Origin of the sequence: Pseudomonas sp. TNT3 (assembly GCF_010095445.2) — a bacterium.
Taxonomy (GTDB): domain Bacteria; phylum Pseudomonadota; class Gammaproteobacteria; order Pseudomonadales; family Pseudomonadaceae; genus Aquipseudomonas.
Genome location: NZ_WFGV02000013.1, coordinates 37,901 through 64,835, shown reverse-complemented (window position 1 = coordinate 64,835; position 26,935 = coordinate 37,901). Strand labels below are relative to the sequence as shown.

The window sequence follows — 26,935 nt, the reverse complement described above, 5'->3', positions numbered from 1 at the left end:
AAACGGGCGTATGAATTGAGCGTTTGCATTGCAGATCGCTCCTACAGAATCCCGACTATCGCGTTGGCGGGTGTGTCGGGTGGATTGGCGTAGCATTGACGATGATCGTCCTGCCCAGCCATCCGCCTGCGTCCGACGTGTACTGTTCAGCTTCCATATCGTGGAGATCAGTTGATGATTTACGAAGGTAAAGCCATCACGGTTAAGGCTCTTGAAAGTGGCATCGTCGAACTGAAGTTCGACCTCAAGGGTGAGTCCGTCAACAAGTTCAACCGTCTAACCCTGAACGAACTGCGTCAGGCCGTAGACACCATCAAGGCAGATGCTTCGATCAAGGGTGTGATCGTCAGCAGCGGCAAGGACGTTTTCATCGTCGGCGCCGACATCACCGAATTTGTCGAGAACTTCAAGCTGCCTGATGCAGAGCTTGTTGCTGGCAACCTCGAAGCCAACAAGATTTTCAGCGATTTCGAAGACCTCAACGTCCCGACTGTGGCCGCGATCAACGGCATCGCACTGGGTGGCGGTCTGGAAATGTGCCTGGCGGCGGACTACCGCGTCATGTCCACCAAGGCCAAGATCGGTCTGCCGGAAGTCAAACTGGGCATCTACCCGGGCTTTGGCGGTACTGTGCGTCTGCCGCGTCTGATCGGTGCCGATAATGCCATCGAGTGGATTGCCGCCGGCAAGGAAAACCGTCCTGAAGACGCGCTGAAAGTCGGCGCCGTGGACGCAGTGGTTGCCCCTGAGAAGCTGCAGGAAGCTGCCCTGGAACTGATCAAGCGCGCCATCTCCGGTGAGTTTGACTACAAGGCCAAACGTCAACCGAAGCTTGAGAAACTCAAGCTGAACGCGATCGAACAAATGATGGCTTTCGAAACCGCCAAAGGTTTCGTCGCCGGTCAGGCTGGCCCGAACTACCCAGCGCCAGTCGAAGCGATCAAGACGATCCAGAAAGCCGCGAACTTCGGTCGCGACAAGGCACTGGAAGTCGAAGCGGCTGGCTTCGTCAAACTGGCCAAGACCTCTGCTGCGCAGAGCTTGATCGGTCTGTTCCTGAACGATCAGGAACTGAAGAAAAAGGCCAAGGCCTACGACGAAATCGCCAAAGACGTGAAGCAGGCTGCCGTATTGGGCGCCGGCATCATGGGTGGCGGTATCGCTTATCAGTCGGCTTCCAAAGGTACGCCGATCCTGATGAAGGACATCAACGAGCACGGCATCGAGCAAGGTCTGGCTGAAGCCGCCAAGCTGCTGGTGAGCCGCGTTGACAAGGGTCGTATGACCGCTGCGAAAATGGCTGAAGTCCTTAACGGTATTCGTCCTACCCTGTCCTACGGTGATTTCGGTCACGTGGATCTGGTGGTTGAAGCGGTCGTCGAGAACCCTAAGGTCAAGCAGGCTGTTCTGGCTGAAGTCGAAGACAAGGTCAAAGAGGACACCATCCTCGCGTCCAACACCTCGACCATTTCCATCACCTTGCTGGCCAAAGCCCTCAAGCGTCCGGAAAACTTCGTTGGCATGCACTTCTTCAACCCTGTGCACATGATGCCGCTGGTTGAAGTGATTCGTGGCGAGAAGTCCAGCGAGCTGGCCGTTGCCACCACCGTTGCCTACGCCAAGAAAATGGGCAAGAACCCGATCGTCGTCAACGACTGCCCGGGCTTCCTGGTCAACCGTGTTCTGTTCCCGTACTTCGGCGGTTTCGCCAAGCTGGTCAGCGCCGGTGTGGACTTCGTCCGTATCGACAAGGTCATGGAAAAATTCGGCTGGCCGATGGGCCCGGCCTACCTGATGGACGTGGTCGGCATCGACACCGGACACCACGGTCGTGACGTGATGGCTGAAGGTTTCCCGGACCGCATGAAAGACGACCGTCGTTCGGCGATCGACGTTCTCTACGAAGCCAAGCGCCTGGGCCAGAAGAACGGCAAGGGCTTCTACGCCTACGAGACCGACAAGAAGGGCAAGCAGAAGAAAGTCGCCGATCCGTCGGTACTCGAAGTGCTCAAGCCGATCGTTTACGAGCAGCGCGATGTCACTGACGAAGACATCATCAACTGGATGATGATCCCGCTGTGCCTGGAAACCGTACGTTGCCTGGAAGACGGCATCGTCGAAACCGCTGCCGAAGCCGACATGGGTCTGGTTTACGGTATTGGTTTCCCTCCATTCCGTGGCGGTGCGCTGCGCTACATCGACTCGGTCGGTGTTGCAGAGTTCGTTGCCCTGGCTGACCAGTACGCTGATTTGGGCGCGCTGTACCACCCGACCGCAAAACTGCGTGAAATGGCCAAAACCGGCCAACGGTTCTTCGGTTAAGCGTCCCAACTTTTGAGCGAGAGTGAAATTTTATGAGCTTGAATCCAAGAGACGTCGTGATTGTCGACTTCGGTCGTACTCCGATGGGCCGCTCCAAAGGCGGCATGCACCGCAACACCCGCGCCGAAGACATGTCGGCGCACCTGATCAGCAAATTGCTGGAACGCAACGTTAAGGTTGACCCGAGCGAAGTCGAAGACGTGATCTGGGGCTGCGTAAACCAGACCCTGGAGCAGGGCTGGAACATTGCCCGCATGGCGTCCCTGATGACGCAGATCCCGCACACTGCCGCCGGCCAGACCGTCAGCCGTCTGTGTGGCTCGTCGATGAGCGCGCTGCACACTGCCGCACAAGCGATCATGACCGGCAACGGTGACGTGTTCGTGGTCGGCGGCGTCGAGCACATGGGCCACGTGAGCATGATGCACGGTGTCGATCCGAACCCGCACATGTCCCTGTACGCGGCGAAAGCCTCGGGCATGATGGGCCTGACCGCTGAAATGCTGGGCAAGATGCACGGCATCACTCGCGAACAGCAGGACGCTTTCGGCGTGCGTTCCCATCAGCTCGCTCATAAGGCGACCGTGGAAGGCAAGTTCAAAGACGAAATCATCCCGATGCAGGGCTATGACGAGAACGGTTTCCTGAAACTGTTCGACTACGACGAAACCATTCGTCCGGAAACCACCCTGGAAAGCCTGGCGGCTCTCAAGCCTGCTTTCAACCCTAAGGGCGGCACCGTGACAGCCGGTACTTCGTCGCAGATCACCGACGGTGCCTCGTGCATGATCGTGATGTCGGCGCAGCGTGCTCAAGATCTGGGCATCCAGCCTTTGGCCGTGATTCGCTCGATGGCAGTGGCAGGTGTGGACCCGGCAATCATGGGCTATGGTCCAGTACCGGCTACACAGAAAGCGCTGAAACGCGCGGGTCTGGGCATTAACGATATCGACTTCTTCGAGCTCAACGAAGCTTTCGCCGCACAGGCCCTGCCAGTGCTGAAAGATTTGAAAGTGCTCGACAAGATGAACGAGAAGGTTAACCTGCACGGCGGCGCGATCGCCCTGGGTCACCCGTTCGGTTGCTCCGGTGCGCGTATCTCCGGCACTCTGCTGAACGTGATGAAGCAAAATGGCGGCAACCTGGGTGTTGCTACCATGTGCATTGGTCTCGGCCAAGGCATCTCCACCGTCTTCGAACGCGTTTAAGCATTTCGTTGATGGAAGCCGGGGCCAAGTGCCCCGGTTTTTGTTTTTCTGAATTTTTTTTATTTTATTTTTGAAAAGATTTGTGCGAGGGCCAAACCATGTCGATATCACCTGGGCTCTACCAGCATTACAAAGGTCCGCAGTACCGCGTATTCAGCATTGCGCGGCATTCGGAAACCGAAGAAGAAGTGGTCTTCTACCAAGCCCTGTATGGCGATTACGGCTTTTGGGTGCGTCCCTTGAGCATGTTCCTGGAGTCGGTCGAGGTTGACGGCGAACAGGTGCCACGCTTTGCTTTGGTGCAAGCCGAACCGAGCGTTTTTTCCAAGCCATAAGCCGAGTGCGCGCAGAACCCTGCGCTTGACCTCATCTTGTAGCCACTATATATAGCGGTGCCGCGTCAGGCGCCAACCGCCTTTCACTTCTAGAATTCAGGAATTTTCTGATCCATGGGCAAATCGCTGGTCATTGTGGAATCCCCGGCTAAGGCCAAGACCATCAACAAGTATCTGGGTAACCAATACGTGGTGAAGTCGAGTATCGGCCATATCCGAGACCTGCCCACCAGCGGTTCGGCTAGCGCCAGCAAAGAGCCAGCCGCCAAGCGCGGCAAGGCCGCCGCGGGCGAAGGTCCGGTGCTCACGCCGAAAGAGAAGTCGCGCAAGCAACTGGTCTCGCGCATGGGCGTCGATCCCGAACATGGCTGGAAAGCCAAGTACGAGATCCTCCCGGGCAAGGAAAAGGTCATCGAAGAGCTGCGCCGGCTCGCCAAAGATGCTGACACCATCTATCTCGCAACCGACTTGGATCGCGAGGGGGAAGCCATTGCCTGGCACCTGCGCGAAGCCATCGGTGGTGATGACAGCCGCTACAAGCGCGTGGTGTTCAACGAAATTACCAAGAAGGCGATTCAGGAAGCCTTCTCCAAGCCGGGCGAGCTGGACATCGACCGTGTAAACGCCCAGCAGGCGCGTCGTTTCCTCGATCGCGTCGTGGGTTACATGGTTTCGCCGCTGCTGTGGGCGAAAATCGCCCGTGGCCTGTCTGCCGGTCGTGTGCAATCGGTGGCTGTGAAGCTGGTGGTCGAGCGTGAGCGCGAGATTCGTGCGTTCAACCCGGAAGAATACTGGGAAATCCACGCTGACCTCGGCACCGCCAAAGGCGCAACCGTGCGCTTTGACGTGGCCCGCGAGAAAGGCGAAGCCTTCAAGCCGCTCAACGAAACCCAGGCCATGGCCGCGCTGGAGAAGCTCAAGGCGTCCAGCTACAGCATCGCCAAGCGTGAAGACAAGCCGACCAGCAGCAAGCCGTCCGCACCGTTTATCACCTCGACCCTGCAGCAGGCTGCGAGCAACCGCCTGGGCTTCGGCGTGAAGAAAACCATGATGATGGCCCAGCGTTTGTACGAAGCCGGCTACATCACTTACATGCGTACCGACTCCACCAATCTCTCGGCCGATGCCGTGACGATGGCGCGTACCTATATCGAGAGCGAGTTCGGCAAGAAGTACCTGCCGGAAAATCCGAACGTCTACAGCAGCAAGGAAGGCGCACAAGAGGCTCACGAAGCGATTCGTCCGTCCGACGCCAACACCGAGCCAAGCAAGCTGACGGGCATGGAGCGTGATGCAGAGCGCCTCTACGAGCTGATCTGGCGCCAGTTCCTCGCTTGCCAGATGCTGCCGGCCCAATACCTGTCGACCACGGTCACCGTGGGTGCAGGCGACTTCGAGCTGCGCGCCAAGGGCCGTATCCTGAAGTTCGACGGTTACACCCGCGTCATGCCGCAAATCGCCAAGCCAGGCGACGACGATGTGTTGCCGGACATGGCTCAGGGCGATGCGATGAAGCTGATCAAGCTTGATCCGACCCAGCACTTCACCAAGCCGCCGGCGCGTTACTCGGAAGCGAGCCTGGTTAAAGAAATGGAAAAGCGCGGTATCGGTCGTCCTTCGACTTATGCGGCAATCATTTCGACCATCCAGGACCGTGGCTACGTTGCGCTGCATAACCGTCGTTTCTATTCGGAAAAGATGGGTGACATCGTCACCGAGCGTCTGTCCGAGAGCTTCTCCAACCTGATGGACTACGGCTTCACCGCCGGCATGGAAGAGAACCTCGACGACGTGGCCCAGGGCGAACGCGACTGGAAAAACGTGCTGGACGAGTTCTACGGTGACTTCAAGAAGAAACTCGAAGTTGCTGAAAGCGCCGAAGGCGGGATGCGCGCCAACCAGCCGGTGATGACTGACATTCCATGCGTGGTGTGCGGTCGTCCGATGCAGATTCGTACGGCATCGACCGGTGTGTTCCTCGGCTGCTCGGGTTACAGCCTGCCGCCGAAAGAGCGCTGCAAGGCCACTGTCAATCTGGTGCCGGGCGATGAAATCGCCGCGGACGACGAGGGTGAGTCGGAGTCGCTGGTACTGCGTGGCAAGCATCGCTGCCCGATCTGCAGTACGGCGATGGACGCTTACCTGCTCGACGAGAAGCGCAAGTTGCACATCTGCGGTAACAACCCGGATTGCGATGGCTACGAGATCGAGGAGGGCACTTACCGCATCAAGGGCTACGAAGGTCCGAGCCTGGAATGCGACAAGTGCGGCAGCGAGATGCAACTCAAGACCGGCCGTTTCGGCAAGTTCTTCGGTTGCACCAACGCGACGTGCAAGAACACCCGTAAGCTGCTGAAAAGCGGTGATGCGGCGCCGCCGAAGATGGACCCGGTGAAGATGCCTGAGCTGAAATGCGAAAAGGTCAACGACACCTACATCCTGCGCGACGGTGCGTCCGGCCTGTTCCTGGCTGCCAGTCAGTTTCCGAAAAACCGCGAGACCCGCGCTCCGCTGGTGATGGAAATTGTCCCGCACAAGGACGAGATCGATCCTAAGTATCACTTCCTGTGTGAAGCGCCGCAGAAGGATCCGGACGGCTTGCCGGCAGTGATTCGTTACAGCCGCAAAACCAAGGAGCAATACGTTCAGACAGAAGTCGACGGCAAGCCGACTGGCTGGAAAGCGTATTACGACGGCGGCAAGTGGACTGTGGAAGACAAGCGTCCGGCTAAGGTCAAGGCTTGAGCCGGCGGTAATAGAAGGGTTTAGAGGGGCCGACTTCGTCGGCCAGCGGGAGCAAGCTCCCTCGCCACAATAGCTCTGTTGATACAGCAAGGCCGCATGACAAACCTCGGGTTTTCATGCGGCCTTTTTGTTTTGTGCTTGCGGGAAGCGAAGCGGATCCACGACACTGTCCGACCTGCGTGAAGCAATTATTTCGTTGTGGAGGCTGCCGTCATGGCCCACGAGCTCTATACCCGTACCAATCAGAAAATCTATTTCGCCGGCCTGTCGCTGGAAGCGTTGGCCAAAGCCGAAGAGGGGCGGGCAATGAACTCCCTGGCGCTGATTCAGGCCGGGCGCGAATCGGCGTTGTTTCACCTGTACGGGGCGTTGTTGGGGCTATGCCACGAAATCGCCGGCTTCTATCGTTTGCCACAGGCTAATGCGCCACGCGCGGAAATGTTGCTGACTCGCGAAGTGCTTGAAGCAATCGCGATTCCTGAAATGGCCGAGATGGTCGAGCTGGCTCAAAATCCGGAAACCTGGTTGGCCAGACTACTAGCCGCCCATGCCGCTTTGTTTCAACCGCCTCGTGCTCCGCACAAGCCCAAGGGCGATGTCACTCAGCCACTGATTCTGGCGGTTAACCTGGATGAAGAAGAGGCGCCGCAAGAGCTGAGCCGAGCTGAGCTCGAGAGCTGGCGTCAGAACCTGAAAGGTCTGGCGATCCGTTTTCGTGAGGGTTTGAACGAGTGCTGATTGCCGTGGGTCCGGCGCGCAATTAACAGTGCTGCTGGTCAAGATCCCGAGCGAAGCATGACCGATGCCTATATAATCCCCGCCTTTCGTGGAGAACAGACTTTTATGCCAACGTCCTTTCTAGAAATTGTCGAGTTACCAGACGGCCGTATCGAGCTGCGCAGGGCCGAGGACGAGGGTTCTCTGGTTACTTTGGATTTCTCCGAGGATGCCAAAGCCTTTCTGCAAGGTCAGCACGTGGAAGTCGCCAAGGCGATGTTGAGCGTCGGTGTTCAGATGGCCGGGCGCATGGTTGAAGGCGAATTCGAGAAAGATGACGGGTCGCGGGTTCTGCACTGATCCCGCCCGTCGGTTTCCTGTCCTTCAATTCGGCTTCTCTGTCCTTTTGGAGAAGCCCCGCGCAGTTTCGGGCGCGTAGCTTTTCTCGCTTAACCCAATCGAATGTTCAGGCTTTGTGCGTCCCCGATGCGGGCGGCGCTGATCAACTGTTGCCGTTGGGGTGTATTCAACGGGTTGATCCAGCTGACAACGGTGTGGCTGCGACCCAGTCGAAGCGCTTCACAGGTCAGTTGTTGAGCGCTTTGGGTGCCACGGGGTTGCAGCAGCAGGATGCGTTCGCGATTGAGTCCGGCGTCCCGCAACCAGGCCTGGGTCAGGCTGGCGGGCGGGGCGATCAGGGTCAGCCAGCGTGCATCCTGATCCTGGCTCAATTCCCTGAGGATCGGCGCGAGAAGGTTGAGGCAGTTCCCGGCCGCACCACGCAACGACAACTCACTGAAGACTTCCGGCTCGGCGCTCCAGGGCGACTCGACTACGTCCTTCAGAATCGGTGCCAACGGTTGCACCATGAACGCCTCGAACAACGGCAGTTGGGCTTGCTGTGATGTGTGTGGGAACTGCATAAAGCCTCCTTTAGCGGCGAATAACGCCAACACTCAAGCCTTCGATCACCAGTTCCTGATCTTTCAGGTTGACTTCGATAGGGGCGAATTCAGGGTTTTCGGCAATCAGCCAGACTTTGCTGCCATCGCGCTTGAAGCGCTTGACGGTCACTTCGTCGCCGATCCGGGCGACCACGATCTGGCCGTTGCGGGCTTCGCGGGTGGTGTGGACCGCCAGCAAGTCACCGTCGAAAATACCGACGTCCTTCATGCTCATGCCATGCACGCGCAACAGGTAATCGGCGCGCGGATGGAAGAAGGCAGGGTTGATGTTGCAGGACTCTTCGATGTGCTGCTGGGCCAGGATCGGCGCACCGGCAGCAACCCGGCCAATGATCGGCAGGGTGGAGTCGTCCGCCTTGGCTTCGAAGCCGGGGATACGAATACCCCGTGAAGCGCCGGGCGTCATTTCGATTGCACCCTTGCGGGCCAGCGCCTTGAGGTGCTCTTCCGCCGCATTGGGGGATTTGAAACCCAGTTCCTGAGCGATTTCCGCACGGGTCGGCGGGTAGCCGTTGTCTTCGAGGCAGCGTTTGATGAAGGCCAGAATCTCTGCTTGGCGTGGCGTCAGCTTTAGCATATTGATCGCTCTGTCTTTTTATACAGTGACTGGGATTATATACAGTGAATCGGGCTTGGCAATGCCCGTTTTTTTAGCTGCCGCTGGACGGTCGGTTTACCCTCTGATTGAAGCTTTGCCGTTGTATGGTTAAATAGCTGACTGACCATTCCCAAAACGAACCGACAGGCTTGACAATACATAGTCTGAAACGTATGTTTCAAACAAGTGTTTGTCAGGCGGAGTAGCCATGGCCCAGTCGGAAACCGTTGAACGCATTCTTGATGCAGCCGAGCAGTTGTTCGCGGAAAAAGGTTTCGCTGAAACCTCATTGCGTCTGATCACCAGCAAGGCCGGTGTCAATCTGGCAGCGGTGAACTATCACTTCGGGTCAAAGAAGGCGCTGATTCAAGCCGTCTTCTCGCGGTTCCTCGGGCCGTTCTGCCTGAGCCTCGATAAAGAGCTGGAGCGACGCCAGGCCAAGCCTGAGAACAAGCCCACGCTTGAAGAGCTGCTGGAAATCCTCGTCGAGCAAGCCCTTGTGGTGCAGCCACGCAGCGGCAACGATCTCTCCATCTTCATGCGCTTACTCGGGTTGGCGTTCAGTCAAAGCCAGGGCCACTTGCGTCGTTATCTGGAAGACATGTACGGCAAGGTGTTCCGCCGCTACATGACGCTGGTAAACGAAGCCGCGCCGCGCATCCCGCCGATCGAACTGTTCTGGCGCGTGCACTTCATGCTCGGTGCCGCTGCGTTCAGCATGTCGGGCATTAAAGCGTTGCGCGCGATTGCCGAGACCGACTTCGGCGTTAATACGTCCATTGAGCAGGTCATGCGTCTGATGGTTCCGTTCCTGGCCGCTGGCATGCGTGCCGAAACCGGGGTCACTGACACCGCCATGGCCACTGCGCAACTGCGTCCGCGCAGTAAATCGACGCCGGTTGCCGCCAAGGTTTAACCGCGCACGGGTGGGCGCGGCAGCTGACATCCGCTAAGCTAGCCGCCCATGCCCACTCCCGTTCTGAACCCGCTCCCCATTGATACCGCCGACCTGCCGGGCCTTGCCCATGGCGGCGCATTCGCGCGAGCCGGATTTACTGTTATCAAGGAATCTCTATGACTGCTGGCCTGCAAGGCTCGTTGATGGTGGACGTCGCCGGTACCTGGTTGACGGCTGAAGATCGCCAGTTGCTGCGTCAACCTGAAGTGGGTGGCCTGATCATTTTCGCCCGCAACATCGAGCACCCTCGTCAGGTCCGCGAGCTGAGTGCGGCGATCCGCGGCATCCGCCCCGACCTGTTGCTGGCGGTGGACCAGGAGGGCGGGCGCGTGCAACGGCTGCGTCAGGGCTTCGTGCGATTGCCGGCGATGCGCGCCATTGCCGACAACCCGAATGCCGAGTACCTGGCCGAGCAGTGCGGCTGGATCATGGCCACCGAAGTGCTCGCCGTTGGCCTTGACCTGAGTTTCGCCCCGGTGCTGGACCTGGATTACCAGCGCAGCGCCGTCGTGGGCACCCGTTCGTTTGAAGGTGATCCGGAGCGCGCGGCGCTGCTCGCCGGTGCCTTTATTCGCGGGATGAACAGCGCCGGTATGGCCGCCACCGGGAAACACTTCCCCGGGCATGGCTGGGCCGAAGCGGATTCCCACGTCGCCATCCCTAACGATGAGCGCAGCCTCGACGAAATCCGCGCCAACGATCTGGTGCCATTCGCCAAATTGAGCAAGCAACTGGCAGCAGTCATGCCAGCTCACGTGATCTACCCGCAAGTCGATTCCCAGCCCGCCGGTTTCTCTCGGCGCTGGTTGCAGGATATTTTGCGCGGCGAGCTGCAATTTGATGGCGTGATCTTCAGCGATGACCTGTCCATGGCCGGTGCCCACGTGGTCGGCGACGCGGCGAGCAGAATTGAAGCCGCACTGACCGCCGGATGCGACATGGGCCTGGTGTGCAACGATCGCGCCGCCGCCGAACTTGCCCTGACTGCCGCGCAACGCTTGAAGGTCAAACCTTCGCCGCGGATTGCGCGGATGCGTGGCCAATCCCATGCCAACTCTGAATACCGTCAAAACCCGCGCTGGCTGGCAGCGGTCGGCGCGCTCAAAGAGGCTCAACTGATCGAGTGAGGACGTTTCGCTATGACGGTTTACGCAATTATCGGTGGTACCGGACTGAGGCAACTTGAAGGCCTGAGCATTCGTCAGTCACTGGCCGTGGACACGCCCTACGGCGCACCCTCGGCCGAGGTGCAGATCGGCGAGTACGCAGGCAAGGACGTGTTGTTTCTGGCCCGTCATGGCCATCCTCATCGCTTGCCCCCGCATAAGGTGAATTACCGTGCAAACCTCTGGGCACTGAAACAGGCGGGAGCCGAAGCCATTCTTGCGGTCAATGCAGTGGGCGGGATTCATGGCTCGATGGGCACGGGCCATTTCTGCGTACCGCATCAGTTGATCGACTACACGAGCGGTCGCGAACACACCTATTTCGCTGATGATCTGGAACAGGTCACGCACATCGACTTCAGCTCTCCCTACAGCGAAACGTTGCGTCAGCAATTGATTGCGGCGTTGGCGGCTGAATGTGTCGACCACAGCAGTCAAGGTGTGTACGCCTGCACTCAGGGGCCGCGCCTGGAAACAATCGCCGAAATTGCAAAGCTTGCGCGTGATGGCTGCGATATCGTCGGAATGACCGGCATGCCGGAAGCGGCATTGGCTCGGGAGCTGGATCTGGATTACGCCTGTCTCGCACTGGTGGTGAACCCGGCAGCGGGGAAGTCGGCGGCGATAATCAGCATGGCCGATATCGAGCAGGCATTGCGGGACGGGATGGGGAAGGTTCAGTCGACGTTGGCGCGGGTGCTTAAAGGTCAGGCGGTTTGATGTCCGTTACCGTTCAGTCATATTCAGAAGCGTTGATTTAATGTCGGCCATTATCGAGCAAATTCAGCACATTCCGTGGGAAGAAGAATTCAGTCATCGCGCGCTGGATAAAGCGCGCCGGTATGCCCACGAACATCGGGTTCACATTGGCGACCTTGACGATGTGTCGGTCAGCGCCGATTGCAGAGGTTCCCAAGGTCATGTTTACCAGCAGTCCATCGAGCTGCTGGAAATGCCGAACGGTGCATTTGCGCTGCATTGCTCCTGTACTTGTCCTGTAGGGGTCGATTGCAAGCATTGCGCGACAGTGATTTACCACTTGCAGACGCTCGCCGTTGATGCGCCCGACAGCACTGCGCCTGTTCGCCTGAACCGTGAGCTGGAGCGTTGGCTCGACGGTATTCCCGATGACGATCGCGACGGGGTCACTAAAGGCGCCGGCACTTGTTGGGTGTACAAGCTCAAGGCGACGTCGACCTCGGGCAAATGGCTGCTGGAAATCTGCAAGGCTCGTCAGCTGAGCGATGGACGATTGCAGGACATTCAGTCGGTGATCTCGCTGTCAGACGCTCTCATGCGAGAGTTTGCCTATCTCACCGAGCTGGACCTGCGAATCGCCAGGTTGCTGGTCGCCATCCATTCATACCATGCTCATTACAGCGGTTACCCGCTGCAAGGCAGCAGTGGGGCCGAAGTGCTCCAGTTGGCGCTGAAAACCAATAGGTTGTTCCTCGATTTCGAACAATTACAGCCTTTGAGCTTAGGCATGAGCAGGCCGGCGCAGTTCGCCTGGGCCGAACAAGCCAACGGCAGTTTCCGGCCTCAATGGGGCAGTGAAGACGTCCCGGAAGAGACGATCCTGGCCCTGGAACCGTTGTATTACCTGGACCGCGAGCGAATGCAGGTCGGGCCGCTTGAAACCGGGTTTGATGCAAAACTGGCGTGCCATCTGTCCTTGGCTCCCGCGATCCCTGGTCGACAAGCCGCGCAGTTCAGTCATCGAATGGGCGCAGCAACGAAGATCGCACCGCCGCCGCGGGTATTGACCGACAGTTTCATTGATGACGTTGAGCCCCAGCCTGTACTGACGCTTGCCTCGACCAGGCGTTATATAAAGTGGAAGTACGAACCCGAGCATCGCGCTGCCCTGGCGTTCACTTACAACGGTCACTTGGCGACGGGCAAAAAGTCTTCCGAAGTGCTGATCCTGTCCGGCACCGAAACCCAGCATATTCAACGTAAGCCCGCCGCGGAAAAAGCCTTGCGCCAGGCCTTGCAGAGACATGGCTTGAAAAAAGCCTCCCGCAAGAGTGATGCCTTACCCGACAGTGCGGGAGAGATGTTCGATCTCCCAGACGAATCGGCGTGGCTTGCCTTTGTGCAAAACGGCGTTCCAGCGCTCAAAGATGCCAATTGGCAGATCAGCATCACCGACAGCTTTCATTTCAATTTACAGCCAGTAGATGAATGGTATGCCGATGTTGAAGAATCTCCCGGGCGCGAGTGGTTCGATCTTCAATTGGGCATCGTCGTCAACGGTGAGCGGCACAGTTTGCTGCCTATCCTGCTGCAGCTGTTGCGCAGGCAACCGCAGTTGATGGAGCCGGCCAATCTGGCCTTGCGTGACGATGATGATCAGGTGCTGATCGATCTCAACAGTGGGCAATTCGGTGCCAAACCTGGCATCAAGGTCGCACTGTCCCTCGGGCGGATCAAGCCGTTGATGGCGACGCTCAGCGAGTTGTATTTAGGTGTGAACAGCGGTCATTCCCTGCGCTTGAATGGCCCTGATGCGGCACGCTTGAGCGCGCTTGATGGCCTGCCGTTGGTGTGGCAAGGCGGTGAGCGGTTACGCAGTTTCGCGAAACGTTTGCGCGACTCCACTCAAAGCAACGTTGCTGCTCCAGAGGGCCTGAATGCAGTACTGCGGCCCTATCAGCTCGAAGGCTTGAACTGGTTGCAGACGCTTCGAGAGCTCGAAGTCGGCGGCATCCTCGGCGACGACATGGGGCTGGGAAAGACCCTGCAAACCCTGGCTCACTTGCTCTTGGAGAAACAGGCAGGCCGCCTCGACCTGCCCGCGCTGGCGGTGATGCCGACCAGCCTAATTCCCAACTGGCTCGATGAAGCGGCACGCTTTACCCCGCAACTGAAAGTCCTGGCGCTGCATGGCTCTTCCCGCCAAAAGGATTTTGCCCGTCTTGCCGAGTACGATCTGGTCTTGACCACGTATGCGTTGTTACCACGTGATCTGGAGATTTTGCAGCCGCAACTCTGGAGCGTGCTGATTCTCGATGAGGCGCAGAACATCAAGAACCCGATCAGCAAAGCGGCTCAGGCGGCCCGGGATCTGAGCGCCCGGCAGCGCGTGTGTCTATCGGGCACCCCGTTGGAAAACCACCTTGGCGAACTCTGGTCGCTGTTTCACTTTCTGTTGCCCGGCTGGCTTGGCGACAGTAAGACGTTCAATCGCGACTACCGCACACCGATTGAGAAACATGGCAACAGCGAACGGATGCAGCACCTGAGCGCCCGGATAAAACCCTTCCTGCTACGGCGCAAGAAGGAACAGGTCGCCACGGAGTTACCGCCCAAGAGCGAGATTGTGCATTGGGTTGAACTCAGCGATGGACAACGTGACGTGTATGAAACCGTGCGCGTGGCGATGGACAAAAAGGTCCGCGACGAAATCACCCGCAATGGCGTTGCGCGCAGTCAGATCATCATCCTCGACGCGTTACTCAAGTTGCGTCAGGTGTGTTGCGATTTGCGGTTAGTCAAAATGTCCCTGACTGCGAAAGCGCTAAAGGCAGGTAGCGGCAAGCTGAATGGCTTGATGGAAATGCTCGAAGAGTTGCTCACGGAAGGCCGCAAGATTCTGTTGTTCTCGCAGTTCACTTCGATGCTCGCATTGATAGAAGAAGAACTGCAGCAGCGTGGTATTGGTTTCTCGTTGTTGACCGGGGATACGACGGATCGGCGTACTCCTGTCAAAGACTTCCAGAGCGGAAAGGTGCCGTTGTTTCTGATCAGTTTGAAAGCGGGTGGCACAGGTCTGAACCTGACAGCGGCCGACACCGTGATCCACTTTGATCCGTGGTGGAACCCTGCTGTTGAAAACCAGGCCACCGACCGTGCTTACAGAATCGGGCAAGATAAGCCGGTGTTCGTCTACAAGATGATTGCCCGGGGTACGGTGGAGGAGAAGATACAGGCGCTGCAACAGGAGAAAGCGGCTTTAGCCGGTGCGATACTTGAGGGTGGAACAAGCGGCGGGTGGAAGCTCGAGCAGAGTGACATTGAAGCGCTGTTTGCTCCGCTGCCCACTCTCGATTCATGAGAGCAGTTCGCTTGAGTAATGGCCCCATCGCGGCATAAGTGTCTACACATCTCGTCGTAGCACACACCGGAATTGTGGCGAGGGAGTTTACTCCCGCTGGGCTGCGTAGCAGCCCTGAAACAGGTCGCGAAGTTTTTTCTGAAGGACCGGAGCCGCCCTATTGGGGCCGCTGCGCAACCCAGCGGGGGTAAACTCCCTCGCCACGGTGTTTGCTAGCTCCTGAAAGAGGTGTATATGCCTATGCCATCGCAGGCAAGTCACGCTCCCACAGAGAGACCACTGAATCTGTGGGAGCATGGCTTGCCCGCGATGGCGGCCTGACAGGCGCCAACTCTCTCAGCGCTTCTCCAGCTTCTCCGGCAACGGCGCAAACAACGCCTCGATATCATCACTCTGCAGCTTCCAGTCGCCGGCGCTGCGTCCATCCAGCACGCCAGCCGCCAGGTCGGACTTTTCTTTCTGCAGGTGCTGAATCTTCTCTTCCACGGTGCCCCGGGCAATCATCTTGTAGACGAATACCGGTTTCTCCTGGCCTATTCGATACGCACGGTCGGTTGCCTGATTTTCGGTTGCCGGGTTCCACCACGGGTCGTAGTGAATCACCGTGTCCGCTTCGGTGAGGTTCAGGCCGACACCCCCAGCCTTCAAGCTGATCAGAAAGATCTGCCGCTTGCCGCTTTGAAAGTCTTTCACCGGCGCGCGGCGGTCACGGGTTTGTCCGGTCAAAATCGCGTATTCGACGCCGCGTTTCTTCAGTTCGTCTTCGATCAGCGCCAGCATTGAGGTGAACTGCGAGAACAGCAGAATCCGCCGACCTTCTTCGAACAGCTCCTCGAGCATTTCCATCAAGCTGTCGAGCTTCCCCGACGTGCTCCCGCGAATAGGCAGCACGGCATCATTGACCAGGCGCAAGTCGCAACACACCTGACGCAGCTTGAGCAGCGCTTCGAGAATGATGATCTGGCTACGTGCCACGCCTTTGCGGGTGATCTCGTCGCGGACCTTCTTGTCCATGGCCAGGCGCATGGCTTCGTAGACATCGCGCTGTGCTTCGTTGAGTTCGACCCAATGGATGATCTCGGTTTTCGGCGGCAATTCTGTCGCGACCTGTTCCTTGGTTCTGCGCAACAGGAACGGCTTGATCCGACCGTTGAGGTGCTGAAGCCGAACTTCGCTGGCACGCTTTTCGATCGGTACGCGGTAATCGCGGTTGAAACTCTTGATGTCGCCCAGCCAGCCGGGCAGCAGGAAGTGAAACAGCGACCACAGCTCGCCGAGGTGGTTTTCCAGAGGCGTCCCACTCAGGCACAGACGCTGGCGCGCGTTCAACTCGCGGGCGGCCTGGGCGGCTTTGCTGTTGGGGTTCTTGATGTATTGCGCCTCATCCAGCACCAATACATGCAAGGGCTGCGCGGACAGGCGTTCGACGTCTTTGGGCAGCAGCGCATACGTCGTCAGGATCAGGTCGTAATCGGCCAGGGTGTCGAAATGTTTTCTGCGACTGGCACCGTACAGCGCCAACACCTTGAGCTGGGGCGTGAAATGCGCCGCCTCGTCCAGCCAGTTCGGAATCAGACTGGTGGGCATCACCACCATGCAGGGACGATCGAGGCGGCCGGCATTTTTCTCACTGAGAACGTGCGCCAGCGTCTGTAGGGTTTTGCCCAGCCCCATGTCGTCCGCGAGAATTCCGCCGACTTCCAGTTGGCGCAGCGACTGCATCCAGCTCAGGCCTTCGAGTTGGTAGGGGCGCAAGGTCGCGTTCAACCCTTCAGGTGCGGTGGCGGTGAAATCCTTGATGTCACGCAGGCGTTGGGCGAAGGAGCGAATGTGCTCGCCACCTTCCCAGATCAGCGGCATGCCTTCCAGGGGGTTCAATCGTGTGGCGTCGGCCTTGCTCAGGCGCAGCGTGGTTTCGCCCGGCTCTTGCAGGTAAAACTCGCCGAGGGTGGCCAGCACCGGTTTCAGCCGGCCGAAGGGCAGGGCGACCTGCAAAGGCCCGTACTCGGAATTCGGTCGATTGGGAATGTTCACCAGAATCAGTTCGTCGTCGCGACGGCGGGCGAGGCGTTCCGGATTGAGAATTTCGGTGTGTGAGCGCATCAGGTTCAACAGGATCGGCAGCAGGCTCAGGCGCTCGCCGTTGACGATGATGCCGAGCTCCAGATCGAACCAGTCCCGCTCAGGCGCCTGATCGACGGTGGCGTACCAATCATCCACGGCGGTGAGGTCAAAACCGAAATCCTCATCGATCTGCAACTCCCAACCTTGGCTGCGCAGTTTCGGCAACTCGTTGAGCGTGAAGGTCAGCCAGGCACTGTCGTTGACCATCTCGAAGAGTTCGCCGGCGCTTTCCGGCAGGGCTTTGCTTTGCCGAGTGGCAATCTTGAAGCCGAGAATTCGCAGTTGTTCCCTGTAGGACTGTTCCACTTCCGGGTGGCGTTTTATCCGCAGCGTTTGGGTTTCCTGGCGAATCAGTACGTCGGCGTTCTTCTGTCCGGAAACGTATTCGTCCAGATAGTTGAAAGACAGCGCTGCACGGTGCTGGATATAGCGCTGCATCTTGCCGTTGCGCGGTTCGAAGGCGCTGAACTCGATGCTCGCCAGCCACAGGCGCGGCACCGGCTGCACGTCATCCACCAGCACCTGTGGCGATGCTTTCGGGCTGCGGTTTTCCAGCACGGCGGAGAGTTTTTCCAGCAGCTCGGCATCCTTGGCGGCGGCAGGGTACGCGAGGGTTTCCTGCACTTGCAGCAGCACGGCGGCGCAGTGCTTGCAGTTGTTGCGCACAGGGCAACTGCACGTGGCGTCGACCATCAGCAGCGTGGATTTTGCCGACTCGCGCAGACGAATCGTCTGACGGTAGACGTTGCCGCCTGAGCCTTCGCACGCGGCGACAATCGTAGCGTCGCCGACCTCGACGAACCTGACGCGATTTTCCAGCGCATAGCGACGGCCGCGCTCCAGGCTCTGTTCCTTGAATCGACTGACCCAGGAAGGTGCCAGGGGTTTGCTCAGGGTCGGGGGCATAAAGACTTCAATCAGTCCGGAATTTCATCGGGGACTGGCCGAGGTGCAGGGGCGGTCAACGAAGTGATTTTGATCAGCAGGCCGAGGTGGCCGTTGTCGAGAAAGTTTAGCTGACCGTTCTTGGTATGGCTTTCCTGCTTGAGGCGTTCGCTGGCAGTCACCAGGCCGTTGGCGTCGATCTGGTTGACCCAGAAGTCGGCGTCGACGTCGGTGAAGCGCCCCAGTTTGAGATTCAACGTGCCCTCGATCGGGAATTGACCAAACTGCTCCGCGCCGTCGCTGATCGCGATTTTGCTGGCTTCTTCGCCAAGGGTCTGCTGCCAGGCCTTATGCAAAAGCACCGTGTAATCGTTGCTGGCGGTGAGTTTCTCTACTTCACCGTTCAACGTCGGTGTGCGCAGGCTGTCGGGGCTGACGCGTTGTGCACCGGCGGCCCAGTCTTCCGGTGCCGCACGGCTGACGATGGCCGGCACGGCATTTTGCCGGACCAGAATCATTTCGACCTGATACAGATCGTCGGCAAACGCCGTGGGTGTGACCAGGGTCATCAACAAGGTCAGTGAGCGAAACAGGCGCATGCGGCGTCCTTCAAGCAGTTTTCGGAATGAGGCATTCAAGCAGCGCCTCTACAGTATTAAAGCGCTCTTCCGGGCGCTCCATCGGGACCATGAATTTGAACATCGTGGCGCCTTCGAACTTGTAGCGTTTTGGCTGGCCCTGGATCAGTTTGATCAGTGTCAGCGGGTCGACCGGCGTCTGCGCGGCGAACTCGATGCGGCCGCCTTGCGGGCCTCCATCGACTTTCTTGATGCCGAGCAATTCCGCCTGCAACTTCAGCGCGGTGATGCGCATCAGGTTCTTGGTCGGTTCCGGCAACAGGCCGAAGCGGTCGATCATCTCCACTTGCAGGTCCTTGAGGCCTTCCTCATCGGTGGCCGAGGCTATGCGCTTGTAGAGAATCAGCCGGGCATGAACGTCCGGCAGGTAGTCTTCGGGAATCAACGCGGGTACCCGCAAATTGACTTCCGGACCGCCGCCAAGGGGTTGGTCCAGGTTCGGTTGTTCGCCCTTGCGGATCGACTTCACCGCGCGCTCGAGCATTTCCATGTACAGCGTGAAACCGACGGCCTGAATCTGTCCGCTCTGACCGTCGCCCAGCAGTTCACCGGCGCCGCGGATTTCCAGGTCATTGGTAGCGAGCACGAAGCCCGCGCCCAGATCCTGGGTGTTGGCGATGGCTTCCAGACGCTTTTCCGCATCCGGCGTGATTTGCTGGCGCGGCGGTGTCAGCAGGTAGGCGTACGCCTGGTGGTGACTGCGACCGACGCGACCGCGCAACTGGTGCAACTGCGCCAGGCCGAATTTGTCGGCACGCTCGATGATGATGGTGTTGGCGCTCGGCACGTCGATGCCGGTCTCGATGATGGTCGAGGCAATCAGCACGTTGAAACGCTTATGATAGAAGTCGCTCATCACCTGTTCGAGTTCGCGCTCGCGCATCTGCCCGTGGCCGATGCCGATCCGTGCTTCCGGCACCAGTTCGGCGAGGTCGGCGGCACACTTCTCGATGGTCTTCACGTCGTTGTGCAGGTAGTAGACCTGACCACCACGCAGCAACTCACGCAGCAGGGCTTCTTTGACCGTGCTCTTGTTTTGTTCCATGACGAAGGTGCGCACCGACAGGCGTCGCGCTGGCGGCGTGGCGATGATCGACAGGTCACGCATGCCCGAGACGGCCATGTTCAGCGTCCGGGGAATCGGCGTCGCGGTGAGCGTGAGGATGTCGACTTCGCTGCGCAGGGCCTTGAGCTGTTCCTTCTGACGGACACCGAAACGGTGCTCTTCGTCGATGATCACCAGCCCCAGGTTTTTGATTTTGACGTCGTCCTGCAACAGCTTGTGCGTACCGATCACGATGTCGATCTTGCCTTCGGCGAGGTCGGCAACGGCGGCGTTCACTTCCTTGGTCGACTTGAAGCGGCTCATCACTTCCACGGTCACCGGCCAGTCGGCAAATCGGTCGCGGAAGCTGTTGTAGTGCTGTTGGGCGAGGAGGGTGGTCGGCACCAGAATCGCCACCTGGCGACCGCCATGCACCGCGATGAAGGCGGCGCGCATCGCCACTTCGGTCTTGCCGAAACCCACGTCGCCGCAGACCAGGCGATCCATCGGCTTGGGCGCGAGCATGTCGGCGCGTACGGCGTCGATGGTGGTTTGCTGGTCCGGGGTTTCTTCGAACGGGAAGCCGGCGCTGAAGGTCGCGTAATCGGCTTTCGGGTCTTCGAAGGCGTGCCCCTCGCGAGCGGCGCGGCGCGCATAAATGTCGAGCAATTCGGCGGCCACGTCGCGCACCTGTTCGGCGGCTTTGCGTTTGGCTTTCTGCCAGGTCTCGGAGCCGAGACGGTGCAGCGGGGCCAGCGCATCGTCGCTGCCGGTGTACCGCGCGATCAGGTGCAGGTTGGCGACCGGCACATACAGCTTCGCGCCTTCGGCGTACTGCAGCGTGAGGAATTCTGCCGCCTGGTCATCGATCTCCAGTGTCGCCAACCCGAGGTAGCGGCCCACGCCGTGATCGATGTGCACCACCGGCGCGCCTTCGCGCAGCTCGGTGAGGTTCTTGATAACGGCATCGTTGTTGGCATCGGCGCGCTTTTCGCGACGACGGCGCTGCATCACGCGCTGGCCAAACAGCGGGCTTTCCGCCACCAGCGCCAAGGCTGGATTGTCGAGCACCAGGCCTTCGTCGAGCGGCGCAATGGTAATCGACAGGCGTTCTTTGCTTGCGACGAAATCGGGCCAGCTGTCGACGGTCTTCGGTCGCAGCTTCAGGCGTTCGAGCAATTCCAGCAGCACTTCGCGACGACCCGCAGACTCGGCGGTAAACAACACGCGGCCGGGGAACTCGTCGAGGAAACCGGCCAGCGCCGCCAATGGCTGAGTGGCCTTGGCTTCGATGGCCAGGTTGGGCAATTCGCGCGCCGGAAAGCGCTCGCGGCCGACGCCGGTCTCAATGTCTTGCTGGCTGGCAACTACGCGCGGCCAGCTCTTGAGGCGTGCGAAGCAATCTTCCACCGGCAGGAACAACTCGGCGGGCGGTAATAAAGGACGCGCCGGATCGACGCGTCGCTCTTCATAGCGATTGCGCACATCGTTCCAGAAGTTTTCCGCGGCTTGCTCGATGCCTGGCAGGGAGAACACCTGGGTGTCCTGTGGCAGGTAATCGAACAAGGTTGAGGTTTCGTCAAAGAACAGCGGCAGGTAGTACTCGATACCGGCCGGCGTAATCCCGCTGCTCAGATCCTGAAAGATGGGGCAGCGACGGAAGTCGACATCGAAGCGCTCACGAAAACGCGCCTTGAAGCGAGTGACGGCATCTTTCTGCAGCGGGAATTCGCGGGCCGGCAACAGGCGGACGGTGTCCACCTTGTCAATGGAACGCTGGTTCTCCGGATCGAAAGTGCGCAGGGTTTCGATTTCGTCATCGAACAGGTCGATGCGGAAGGGCAGCTTGCTGCCCATCGGAAACAGATCGATCAGCGAGCCGCGTACGGTGAATTCGCCGTGCTCGTACACCGTATCGACATAGCGATAACCGCTGGCCTCGAGCCGGGTGCGCATTTGTTCGACATCCAGCTTTTGGCCGACGTCCAGAACAAGGCTGCAGCCCAGCAGGAATTTGGTGGGTGCCAGGCGATGCAGGGCCGTGGTGATTGGCACGACGAGCACGCCATGACTCAGCTCCGGCAGCCTGTACAAGGCAGCGATGCGCTGGGAAATGATGTCCTGGTGCGGCGAAAACAGATCGTAAGGCAGGGTTTCCCAGTCCGGGAAATGCAGCACTGGCAAGTCCGGGGCGAAGAAACTCAGCTCCTGTTCCAGCCGTTCGGCACTTTGGCTGTCGGCGGTCAGCAGCAGGGTAAAGCGCTTGGCAGCGCTGGCAGCCTCGGCGATGGCCAGGCTCAGGGCGGCACCGGGCAGATTGCCCCAATGCTGTTTACCTGCCGCAGCAGGGAGAATCGGTAGACGCAGAACGGGCACGGAAGGTTGAGCTCCAAGCGTTGCGACAAAGTCGGTAATTGTAGCGGTCCCGGGTGCCGCCTGTCAGTTGAAGACTGCGTCTATTACGCAGGTTTGGCGAAATGTAGTGGTAAAGACAAAAACCGGCTGTTTTTTGCAGTTTTTTAGGGATTATGTAGTGCCGAAATGGGTGAGTGTTACGGATGGTTACGGATAAGGCAGCGCTGTCTCCAAAAAATACGCAACGCTGGAAGCCACGGTTTTACTGGGTTTGAGCGAGGCGTAATTTTTTTCGATGGGAATTTGTTACGGCCCGTTCGACAGGATCGCATTGCTACGTGACGGTTGGGGCGGCATAATGTAGCCCCTTTTTTCTGCCCCTACATGTGGAAGGTTCCCGTGACTCAGAAGCCCGACCAGTGTCTTGGTGAATGGATCGACCGTGAAGCACTCGCAGAAGCGATGATTCCGCTTATCGGTCAGCTCTACCGCAATAACAACGTGGTGAGCTCGATCTATGGCCGCAGCCTGATCAATCGTTCAGTCATTGCGATTCTCAAAGCTCACCGCTTTGCTCGTCATCGTCAGTCCGATGACAGCGAATTGTCCGTCCACGAAACATTCCCGCTGCTCAAAGCGATGAGCGAGCTCAAGCTCGGCGCCGCTTCGGTAGACCTGGGCAAGCTTGCGGTCAAGTTCAAGGCCGAAGGCAATGGCCGTACTGCCGAGCAGTTCGTCCGTGAAGAACTGGCCGACGTCGTTGGTCAGCAAAACGCTTCCGCTCGCAAAGGCACCGATGTTGTTCTTTACGGCTTCGGTCGTATCGGCCGTCTGCTGGCGCGTATCCTGATCGAGAAAACCGGTGGTGGCGACGGCCTGCGTCTGCGCGCCATCGTTGTCCGCAAGGGCGCCGAGAACGATCTGGTCAAGCGTGCAAGCCTGCTGCGTCGTGACTCGGTTCATGGTCCGTTCGACGGCACCATCACCATCGATGAAGCCAACAGCACCATCACCGCCAACGGCAACCTGATCCAGGTTATCTACGCGAAGAACCCGACTGAAGTGGACTACACCCAGTACGGCATCAAAGACGCGCTGCTGGTGGACAACACCGGTGTATGGCGTGACGCCGACGGCCTGGGCCAGCATCTGGCCTGCCCGGGTATCGACCGCGTTGTTCTGACCGCGCCTGGCAAAGGCAAGCTGAAGAACATCGTTCACGGCATTAACCACGGCGAAATCACCGCTGACGACAAGATCGTTTCCGCCGCTTCCTGCACCACCAACGCCATCGTGCCGGTGCTGAAAGCTGTGAACGACAAGTTCGGCATCATCAACGGTCACGTTGAAACGGTTCACTCGTACACCAACGACCAGAACCTGATCGACAACTTCCACAAAGGCGATCGCCGTGGTCGTAGCGCCGCGTTGAACATGGTGATCACCGAGACCGGTGCTGCTACCGCTGCTGCCAAGGCATTGCCTGAGCTGGCCGGCAAGCTGACCGGTAACGCGATCCGCGTTCCGACGCCTAACGTGTCGATGGCCATTCTCAACCTGAACCTTGAGAAAGCCGCTACCCGCGAAGAGATGAACGAGTACCTGCGCTACATGGCGCTGCACTCCGATCTGCATAAGCAGATCGACTACGTCAATTCGCAGGAAGTGGTTTCCACTGACTTCGTTGGCTCGCGCCACGCAGGCGTTGTGGATGCTGAAGCGACCATCAGCCAGGACAACCGCGTTGTACTGTACGTTTGGTACGACAACGAGTTTGGCTACAGCTGCCAGGTTGTTCGCGTGATGGAAGACATGGCCGGTGTAAACCCGCCAGCGTTCCCACGCTAAGCGTCACAGGTAAATGAAAACGCCCCGGCACTTGTCGGGGCGTTTTTTTTATAACGTTTTAATCTGTTTGTTTTGAAATTAATGATTGTCTCGAACTCGATACAAAGTTTATTTCAGTACTAAAAATAAAAACCCCTAATAAAAATAAACAGTTGTCGCGCAAACGCGTGTGGATGATCCAAGCGGATCCAATCCGAAAATCGCTATATATTTGGCGCCATTTAATTGCTCTGCACAAATGCTTGACACTCTATAACACTGAATCTAGTGTCTTCCCTGTCGGCGCCCGCTCTGCCTCGGGCAACACACGCTTTTACCGTCACTGCGCTGTCGTGTATCTCTCCAGCAAGACAGGAATCCCATTCCTGCTCACATCAAATAAATCCTGATAAGAAAGTGTCGGCTTAGTTGCCGTCCATAAAGTCTCTTTGTTTTTCGCTCACCCTGCCAAAAGTGTTTCGCAGTCACGGCCTGCTATTGCTTGACTTTTACGCGGTTGGTCTATCGGGAGAGTTGAACATGGCTGAAGAGCGCTCAAAGCTATTGTCATTGTTACCGCGCCTGGTGGGTCTGGGCGTTCTTGGATTCATCATCTGGCTGTTGTTGTCGACGTTGTTGATGCCTTTGGTTTCAGCTTCCGCAACGCGGGCGATTTTGAATGCACCGGTGATTCTGCTCACGACACCGATTGACGGTGTGGTGAGCACGCTGGAGGTCAAACCCGGTGCGACCTTTGTGCAGGGACAGAAAATCGCGGTCGTGGAAAACCCTCGGGCAAACCAGGAAACATTGCTCACCTTGCAAACGCGACGATTGACCCTTGAGCAGCAGCTGTCCTCGTCGGCGAGTCAGGCCGAGCACGATCAGCGGTATTACGAGGCGCTGGAAAAGACCAGCCAGCAGTACCAGACGGCGTTTCATACCCGCCAGCTGTTCACCCAAAGAGCCCTGAAAGCCGAGAACAGCGCTGCCAGCGCTCGGTTGATGGATGCCCAGGAAACCGTCGAACGCAATCTGGAGTTGTTTGTGCAGGGGGCAGTGAGTGGCGCGGTGGTCGCGTCATCCAAAGCCCAGTTGGCCTCGTTGCAAGGCGCGGCCGAGTCGGTTCGCTCGCAGTTGCGGATCAACGATGGTGACGTCAGCGCTGCCAACAAGCAGGTCTACCTCGATCCGGATCAATTGAGGATGTTCGACCTCAGTGCACAAATGACCACGCTCAAGCTCAGTCTCGAGAATCAGGCGCGCAATCGGGCGACCTATCAACAGGAACTCGACAACCTCAACCAACTGATCGAAACCGAGCAAAATCGGGTCAGGCTGATGGCCGGTTATGACGTCGTGGCGTACTCGCCGGGTACCGTCCAGGAGTTGTTGGCACCCCAAGGCACGCTGGTGCAGGCCGGGTCGACCTTGTTGCGCGCCACTGATTGCGGACAGAGCTACGTGATCGCGGTGTTTCCCGAACGCATGGCCAGCAAGATCGACCGTGACAGTGTGCTGACGGTGAAGATCCGCGGCCTGGATGAACCTCTCAAGGCCAGTGTGGTGCAGTTGTTGTCGAGCACGTCGGACATCCGCGCCAACACCTACAGCGTGCCGTTCCCCTATGCCGAGCAAAACTCGGTGTACGTGGTCGGGACCTTTGCTTCGGACCTGACGGACACCCAGCGAGCCATGACCTGCAACCCGGGGTTGTGGGCCAGTGCCGAGGTGTCGCGGCGATGAATAACCTCCTGAAGGGAATGGTCGGCGTGATGCTGATCAGCAGCGGGGCGTCCGCACTGGCGGCGCAGGCTCGGCCGCAACTGGTGGCGATGACCTGCGCGGCGCTGGATCGGGCGGTGGCTTCACAACCTGAAGGCCCGGTGTTGTTGGCCAGCTATCCGCCACTGGAGGGGCAACCTTCACCGATCCTGGCCCTGCGCGGTGTCGCCTTCACCTACGACAACGCCTTGGCGAGCATCGCGTTGTTCGCCTGTGGCAAAGCGGTGTCAGCGCGACGGATAGCCGATGCCCTGGCGTTCGCGACAAATCACGATCCCGAATATCAGGACGGCCGCCTGCGCAACGCCTACGCCGCCGGCCCGGTGGGTGCACCGTCGATGAAGTTGCCGGGCTATTGGAGCACTGAACGTAACGCCTGGAATCAGGATGCCTATCAGGTCAGCAGTGCCACGGGCAATCAGGCGTGGGCCGCGTTGGCGTTGTTGGAGGCTTTTCGTCAGAGCGGGGAGGCGCCTTACCTCGAGGCCGCACGCAAAGTCCTGCAGTGGTCGCAGAAAAACACCTACGACGGGCAATCGCCAGCCGGCTTCAGCGGCGGCTATTACGGTTACTTTGCCCAGCAGGTGCAGCAGAACTGGAAGTCCACCGAGCACAATGTCGACCTGGCCGCCGCCTGGTCGGCACTCAATGCGGTGGCGCCAGACCAAGTGTCGGCGCAACAGGCGCAGATCGCCCGGCAATTTGTCTCAAGCCAGTGGGACTCGAAAGAAGGGCGGTTTCTGATCGGCACCGGGGAGGATGGGCAGACATCCGACCGCATCCGCTCGGGGCTGGACGCACAGATCTGGCCGCTGATTGCCTTGCACGATCCGCCCAAGGATTGGCGTCGGGTGTTCGCATTTATCGATCACGCACACCGTGCTGGCGAAGGTTATGGCTTCAACCGCGACCCCGATGGTTTGTGGACCGAAGGCACCGCGCAGGCTGCTGCTGTCGCACAGTTGAGTGGCTTGAGCGACATGGCCCAACCGTTATGGAGCGTGTTGTTAGCCCAGGAAGCCAGTAATGGCTGGCTGTTCGCAACGCCGGCAGCGCGCATCAGTACCGGACTGGCCATAGGCCCGGACTCCGTCACCAACGACTTTTTCTATTACCACCTGCCTCACTTGGGCGCTACGGCGTGGGCGGCGATTGCGGCCACCGGCGTCAATCCCTTTACTGGTTCGCTAGAGGCTGACTGA

At 58.7% G+C, this 26,935-nt stretch carries 18 protein-coding genes; 13 read left to right on the top strand and 5 right to left on the bottom strand.

What is annotated here, in order from left to right:
* Positions 1 to 174: 174 nt before the first annotated feature.
* The 6 genes from fadB (at position 175) to GBC55_RS10590 (ending at position 7,687) form a co-directional block, all read left to right on the top strand.
* Positions 175 to 2,322: a fatty acid oxidation complex subunit alpha FadB gene (fadB, locus tag GBC55_RS10615; RefSeq protein ID WP_162437424.1), complete on the top strand. Its 2,148-nt coding sequence runs from the start codon at positions 175 to 177 to the stop codon at positions 2,320 to 2,322.
* A 32-nt stretch (positions 2,323 to 2,354) separates the two neighbouring features.
* Positions 2,355 to 3,530 (top strand): acetyl-CoA C-acyltransferase FadA, encoded by a 1,176-nt coding sequence (gene fadA / locus GBC55_RS10610; protein ID WP_162437423.1) that lies wholly within the window; start codon positions 2,355 to 2,357, stop codon positions 3,528 to 3,530.
* A 98-nt stretch (positions 3,531 to 3,628) separates the two neighbouring features.
* Positions 3,629 to 3,865, top strand: a complete 237-nt coding sequence (locus GBC55_RS10605) for a DUF1653 domain-containing protein (protein ID WP_162437422.1) — start codon at positions 3,629 to 3,631, stop codon at positions 3,863 to 3,865.
* A 114-nt stretch (positions 3,866 to 3,979) separates the two neighbouring features.
* Positions 3,980 to 6,610: a type I DNA topoisomerase gene (topA, locus tag GBC55_RS10600; RefSeq protein WP_162437421.1), complete on the top strand. Its 2,631-nt coding sequence runs from the start codon at positions 3,980 to 3,982 to the stop codon at positions 6,608 to 6,610.
* A 213-nt stretch (positions 6,611 to 6,823) separates the two neighbouring features.
* Positions 6,824 to 7,348 carry a DUF6586 family protein gene (locus GBC55_RS10595; protein ID WP_162437420.1) on the top strand — a complete coding sequence of 175 codons (525 nt, stop codon included), beginning with the start codon at positions 6,824 to 6,826 and terminating at the stop codon, positions 7,346 to 7,348.
* A gap of 105 nt (positions 7,349 to 7,453) precedes the next feature.
* Positions 7,454 to 7,687 (top strand): hypothetical protein, encoded by a 234-nt coding sequence (locus GBC55_RS10590; protein WP_162437460.1) that lies wholly within the window; start codon positions 7,454 to 7,456, stop codon positions 7,685 to 7,687.
* Between the two features lie 89 nt (positions 7,688 to 7,776).
* Here GBC55_RS10590 and sulA read toward each other — a convergent pair whose 3' ends face one another.
* On the bottom strand, positions 7,777 to 8,250 hold the full coding sequence (sulA, locus tag GBC55_RS10585) for an SOS-induced cell division inhibitor SulA (protein ID WP_162437419.1): 474 nt from the start codon (positions 8,248 to 8,250) through the stop codon (positions 7,777 to 7,779).
* A gap of 10 nt (positions 8,251 to 8,260) precedes the next feature.
* A complete protein-coding gene (gene lexA, locus GBC55_RS10580; protein ID WP_046026989.1) occupies positions 8,261 to 8,869 on the bottom strand; it encodes a transcriptional repressor LexA in 609 nt (202 codons plus the stop codon).
* 229 nt (positions 8,870 to 9,098) lie between these two features.
* Between lexA and GBC55_RS10575 the strand changes: the two genes are divergently transcribed.
* The 4 genes from GBC55_RS10575 to GBC55_RS10560 all read left to right on the top strand — a co-directional run bounded on the left by GBC55_RS10575 (position 9,099) and on the right by GBC55_RS10560 (position 15,074).
* Entirely contained in the window at positions 9,099 to 9,806 is a 708-nt protein-coding gene (locus tag GBC55_RS10575; protein WP_162437418.1) for a TetR/AcrR family transcriptional regulator, read from the top strand.
* Positions 9,807 to 9,964: 158 nt separating this feature from the next.
* Entirely contained in the window at positions 9,965 to 10,975 is a 1,011-nt protein-coding gene (nagZ, locus tag GBC55_RS10570; RefSeq protein WP_162437417.1) for a beta-N-acetylhexosaminidase, read from the top strand.
* A 12-nt stretch (positions 10,976 to 10,987) separates the two neighbouring features.
* Complete coding sequence (locus GBC55_RS10565) at positions 10,988 to 11,734, top strand: S-methyl-5'-thioinosine phosphorylase (RefSeq protein WP_162437416.1); 747 nt, start codon at positions 10,988 to 10,990, stop codon at positions 11,732 to 11,734.
* A gap of 40 nt (positions 11,735 to 11,774) precedes the next feature.
* On the top strand, positions 11,775 to 15,074 hold the full coding sequence (locus GBC55_RS10560) for a DEAD/DEAH box helicase (RefSeq protein WP_162437415.1): 3,300 nt from the start codon (positions 11,775 to 11,777) through the stop codon (positions 15,072 to 15,074).
* A 336-nt stretch (positions 15,075 to 15,410) separates the two neighbouring features.
* On the opposite strand, the gene GBC55_RS10555 is transcribed toward GBC55_RS10560, so the two are convergent.
* Genes GBC55_RS10555 through mfd form a run of 3 tightly spaced genes read right to left on the bottom strand, consistent with a single transcriptional unit; the run spans position 15,411 to position 22,142 of the window.
* The gene (locus tag GBC55_RS10555; RefSeq protein ID WP_162437414.1) at positions 15,411 to 18,104 is read right to left on the bottom strand and encodes a DEAD/DEAH box helicase; all 2,694 of its coding nucleotides are present in this window, start codon (positions 18,102 to 18,104) and stop codon (positions 15,411 to 15,413) included.
* Between the two features lie 11 nt (positions 18,105 to 18,115).
* A complete protein-coding gene (locus tag GBC55_RS10550; RefSeq protein ID WP_162437413.1) occupies positions 18,116 to 18,682 on the bottom strand; it encodes a CsiV family protein in 567 nt (188 codons plus the stop codon).
* Positions 18,683 to 18,692: 10 nt separating this feature from the next.
* Complete coding sequence (gene mfd, locus GBC55_RS10545) at positions 18,693 to 22,142, bottom strand: transcription-repair coupling factor (RefSeq protein ID WP_162437412.1); 3,450 nt, start codon at positions 22,140 to 22,142, stop codon at positions 18,693 to 18,695.
* Positions 22,143 to 22,505: 363 nt separating this feature from the next.
* Here mfd and GBC55_RS10540 point away from each other — a divergent pair, with 363 nt between their 5' ends.
* The 3 genes from GBC55_RS10540 (at position 22,506) to GBC55_RS10530 (ending at position 26,935) form a co-directional block, all read left to right on the top strand.
* Positions 22,506 to 23,969: a glyceraldehyde-3-phosphate dehydrogenase gene (locus GBC55_RS10540; RefSeq protein ID WP_162437411.1), complete on the top strand. Its 1,464-nt coding sequence runs from the start codon at positions 22,506 to 22,508 to the stop codon at positions 23,967 to 23,969.
* Positions 23,970 to 24,488: 519 nt separating this feature from the next.
* Positions 24,489 to 25,694, top strand: coding sequence for an HlyD family efflux transporter periplasmic adaptor subunit (locus tag GBC55_RS10535; protein ID WP_162437410.1), 1,206 nt, complete (start codon positions 24,489 to 24,491; stop codon positions 25,692 to 25,694).
* A complete protein-coding gene (locus tag GBC55_RS10530) occupies positions 25,691 to 26,935 on the top strand; it encodes a hypothetical protein (protein ID WP_162437409.1) in 1,245 nt (414 codons plus the stop codon). The genes GBC55_RS10535 and GBC55_RS10530 overlap by 4 nt, the downstream gene beginning before the upstream one ends.

Excerpts from the sequence above, each read along its gene's own strand:
- GBC55_RS10605 (WP_162437422.1), top strand. The coding sequence starts at position 3,629 with ATGTCGATATCACCTGGGCTCTACCAGCATTACAAAGGTCCGCAGTAC.
- GBC55_RS10540 (WP_162437411.1), top strand. The coding sequence starts at position 22,506 with ATGTGGAAGGTTCCCGTGACTCAGAAGCCCGACCAGTGTCTTGGTGAA.
- sulA (WP_162437419.1), bottom strand. The coding sequence starts at position 8,250 with ATGCAGTTCCCACACACATCACAGCAAGCCCAACTGCCGTTGTTCGAG.
- GBC55_RS10575 (WP_162437418.1), top strand. The coding sequence starts at position 9,099 with ATGGCCCAGTCGGAAACCGTTGAACGCATTCTTGATGCAGCCGAGCAG.
- GBC55_RS10550 (WP_162437413.1), bottom strand. The coding sequence starts at position 18,682 with ATGCGCCTGTTTCGCTCACTGACCTTGTTGATGACCCTGGTCACACCC.
- GBC55_RS10565 (WP_162437416.1), top strand. The coding sequence starts at position 10,988 with ATGACGGTTTACGCAATTATCGGTGGTACCGGACTGAGGCAACTTGAA.
- GBC55_RS10560 (WP_162437415.1), top strand. The coding sequence starts at position 11,775 with ATGTCGGCCATTATCGAGCAAATTCAGCACATTCCGTGGGAAGAAGAA.
- lexA (WP_046026989.1), bottom strand. The coding sequence starts at position 8,869 with ATGCTAAAGCTGACGCCACGCCAAGCAGAGATTCTGGCCTTCATCAAA.
- fadB (WP_162437424.1), top strand. The coding sequence starts at position 175 with ATGATTTACGAAGGTAAAGCCATCACGGTTAAGGCTCTTGAAAGTGGC.
- GBC55_RS10535 (WP_162437410.1), top strand. The coding sequence starts at position 24,489 with ATGGCTGAAGAGCGCTCAAAGCTATTGTCATTGTTACCGCGCCTGGTG.
- GBC55_RS10595 (WP_162437420.1), top strand. The coding sequence starts at position 6,824 with ATGGCCCACGAGCTCTATACCCGTACCAATCAGAAAATCTATTTCGCC.
- fadA (WP_162437423.1), top strand. The coding sequence starts at position 2,355 with ATGAGCTTGAATCCAAGAGACGTCGTGATTGTCGACTTCGGTCGTACT.
- topA (WP_162437421.1), top strand. The coding sequence starts at position 3,980 with ATGGGCAAATCGCTGGTCATTGTGGAATCCCCGGCTAAGGCCAAGACC.
- nagZ (WP_162437417.1), top strand. The coding sequence starts at position 9,965 with ATGACTGCTGGCCTGCAAGGCTCGTTGATGGTGGACGTCGCCGGTACC.
- GBC55_RS10590 (WP_162437460.1), top strand. The coding sequence starts at position 7,454 with ATGCCAACGTCCTTTCTAGAAATTGTCGAGTTACCAGACGGCCGTATC.
- GBC55_RS10555 (WP_162437414.1), bottom strand. The coding sequence starts at position 18,104 with ATGCCCCCGACCCTGAGCAAACCCCTGGCACCTTCCTGGGTCAGTCGA.
- GBC55_RS10530 (WP_162437409.1), top strand. The coding sequence starts at position 25,691 with ATGAATAACCTCCTGAAGGGAATGGTCGGCGTGATGCTGATCAGCAGC.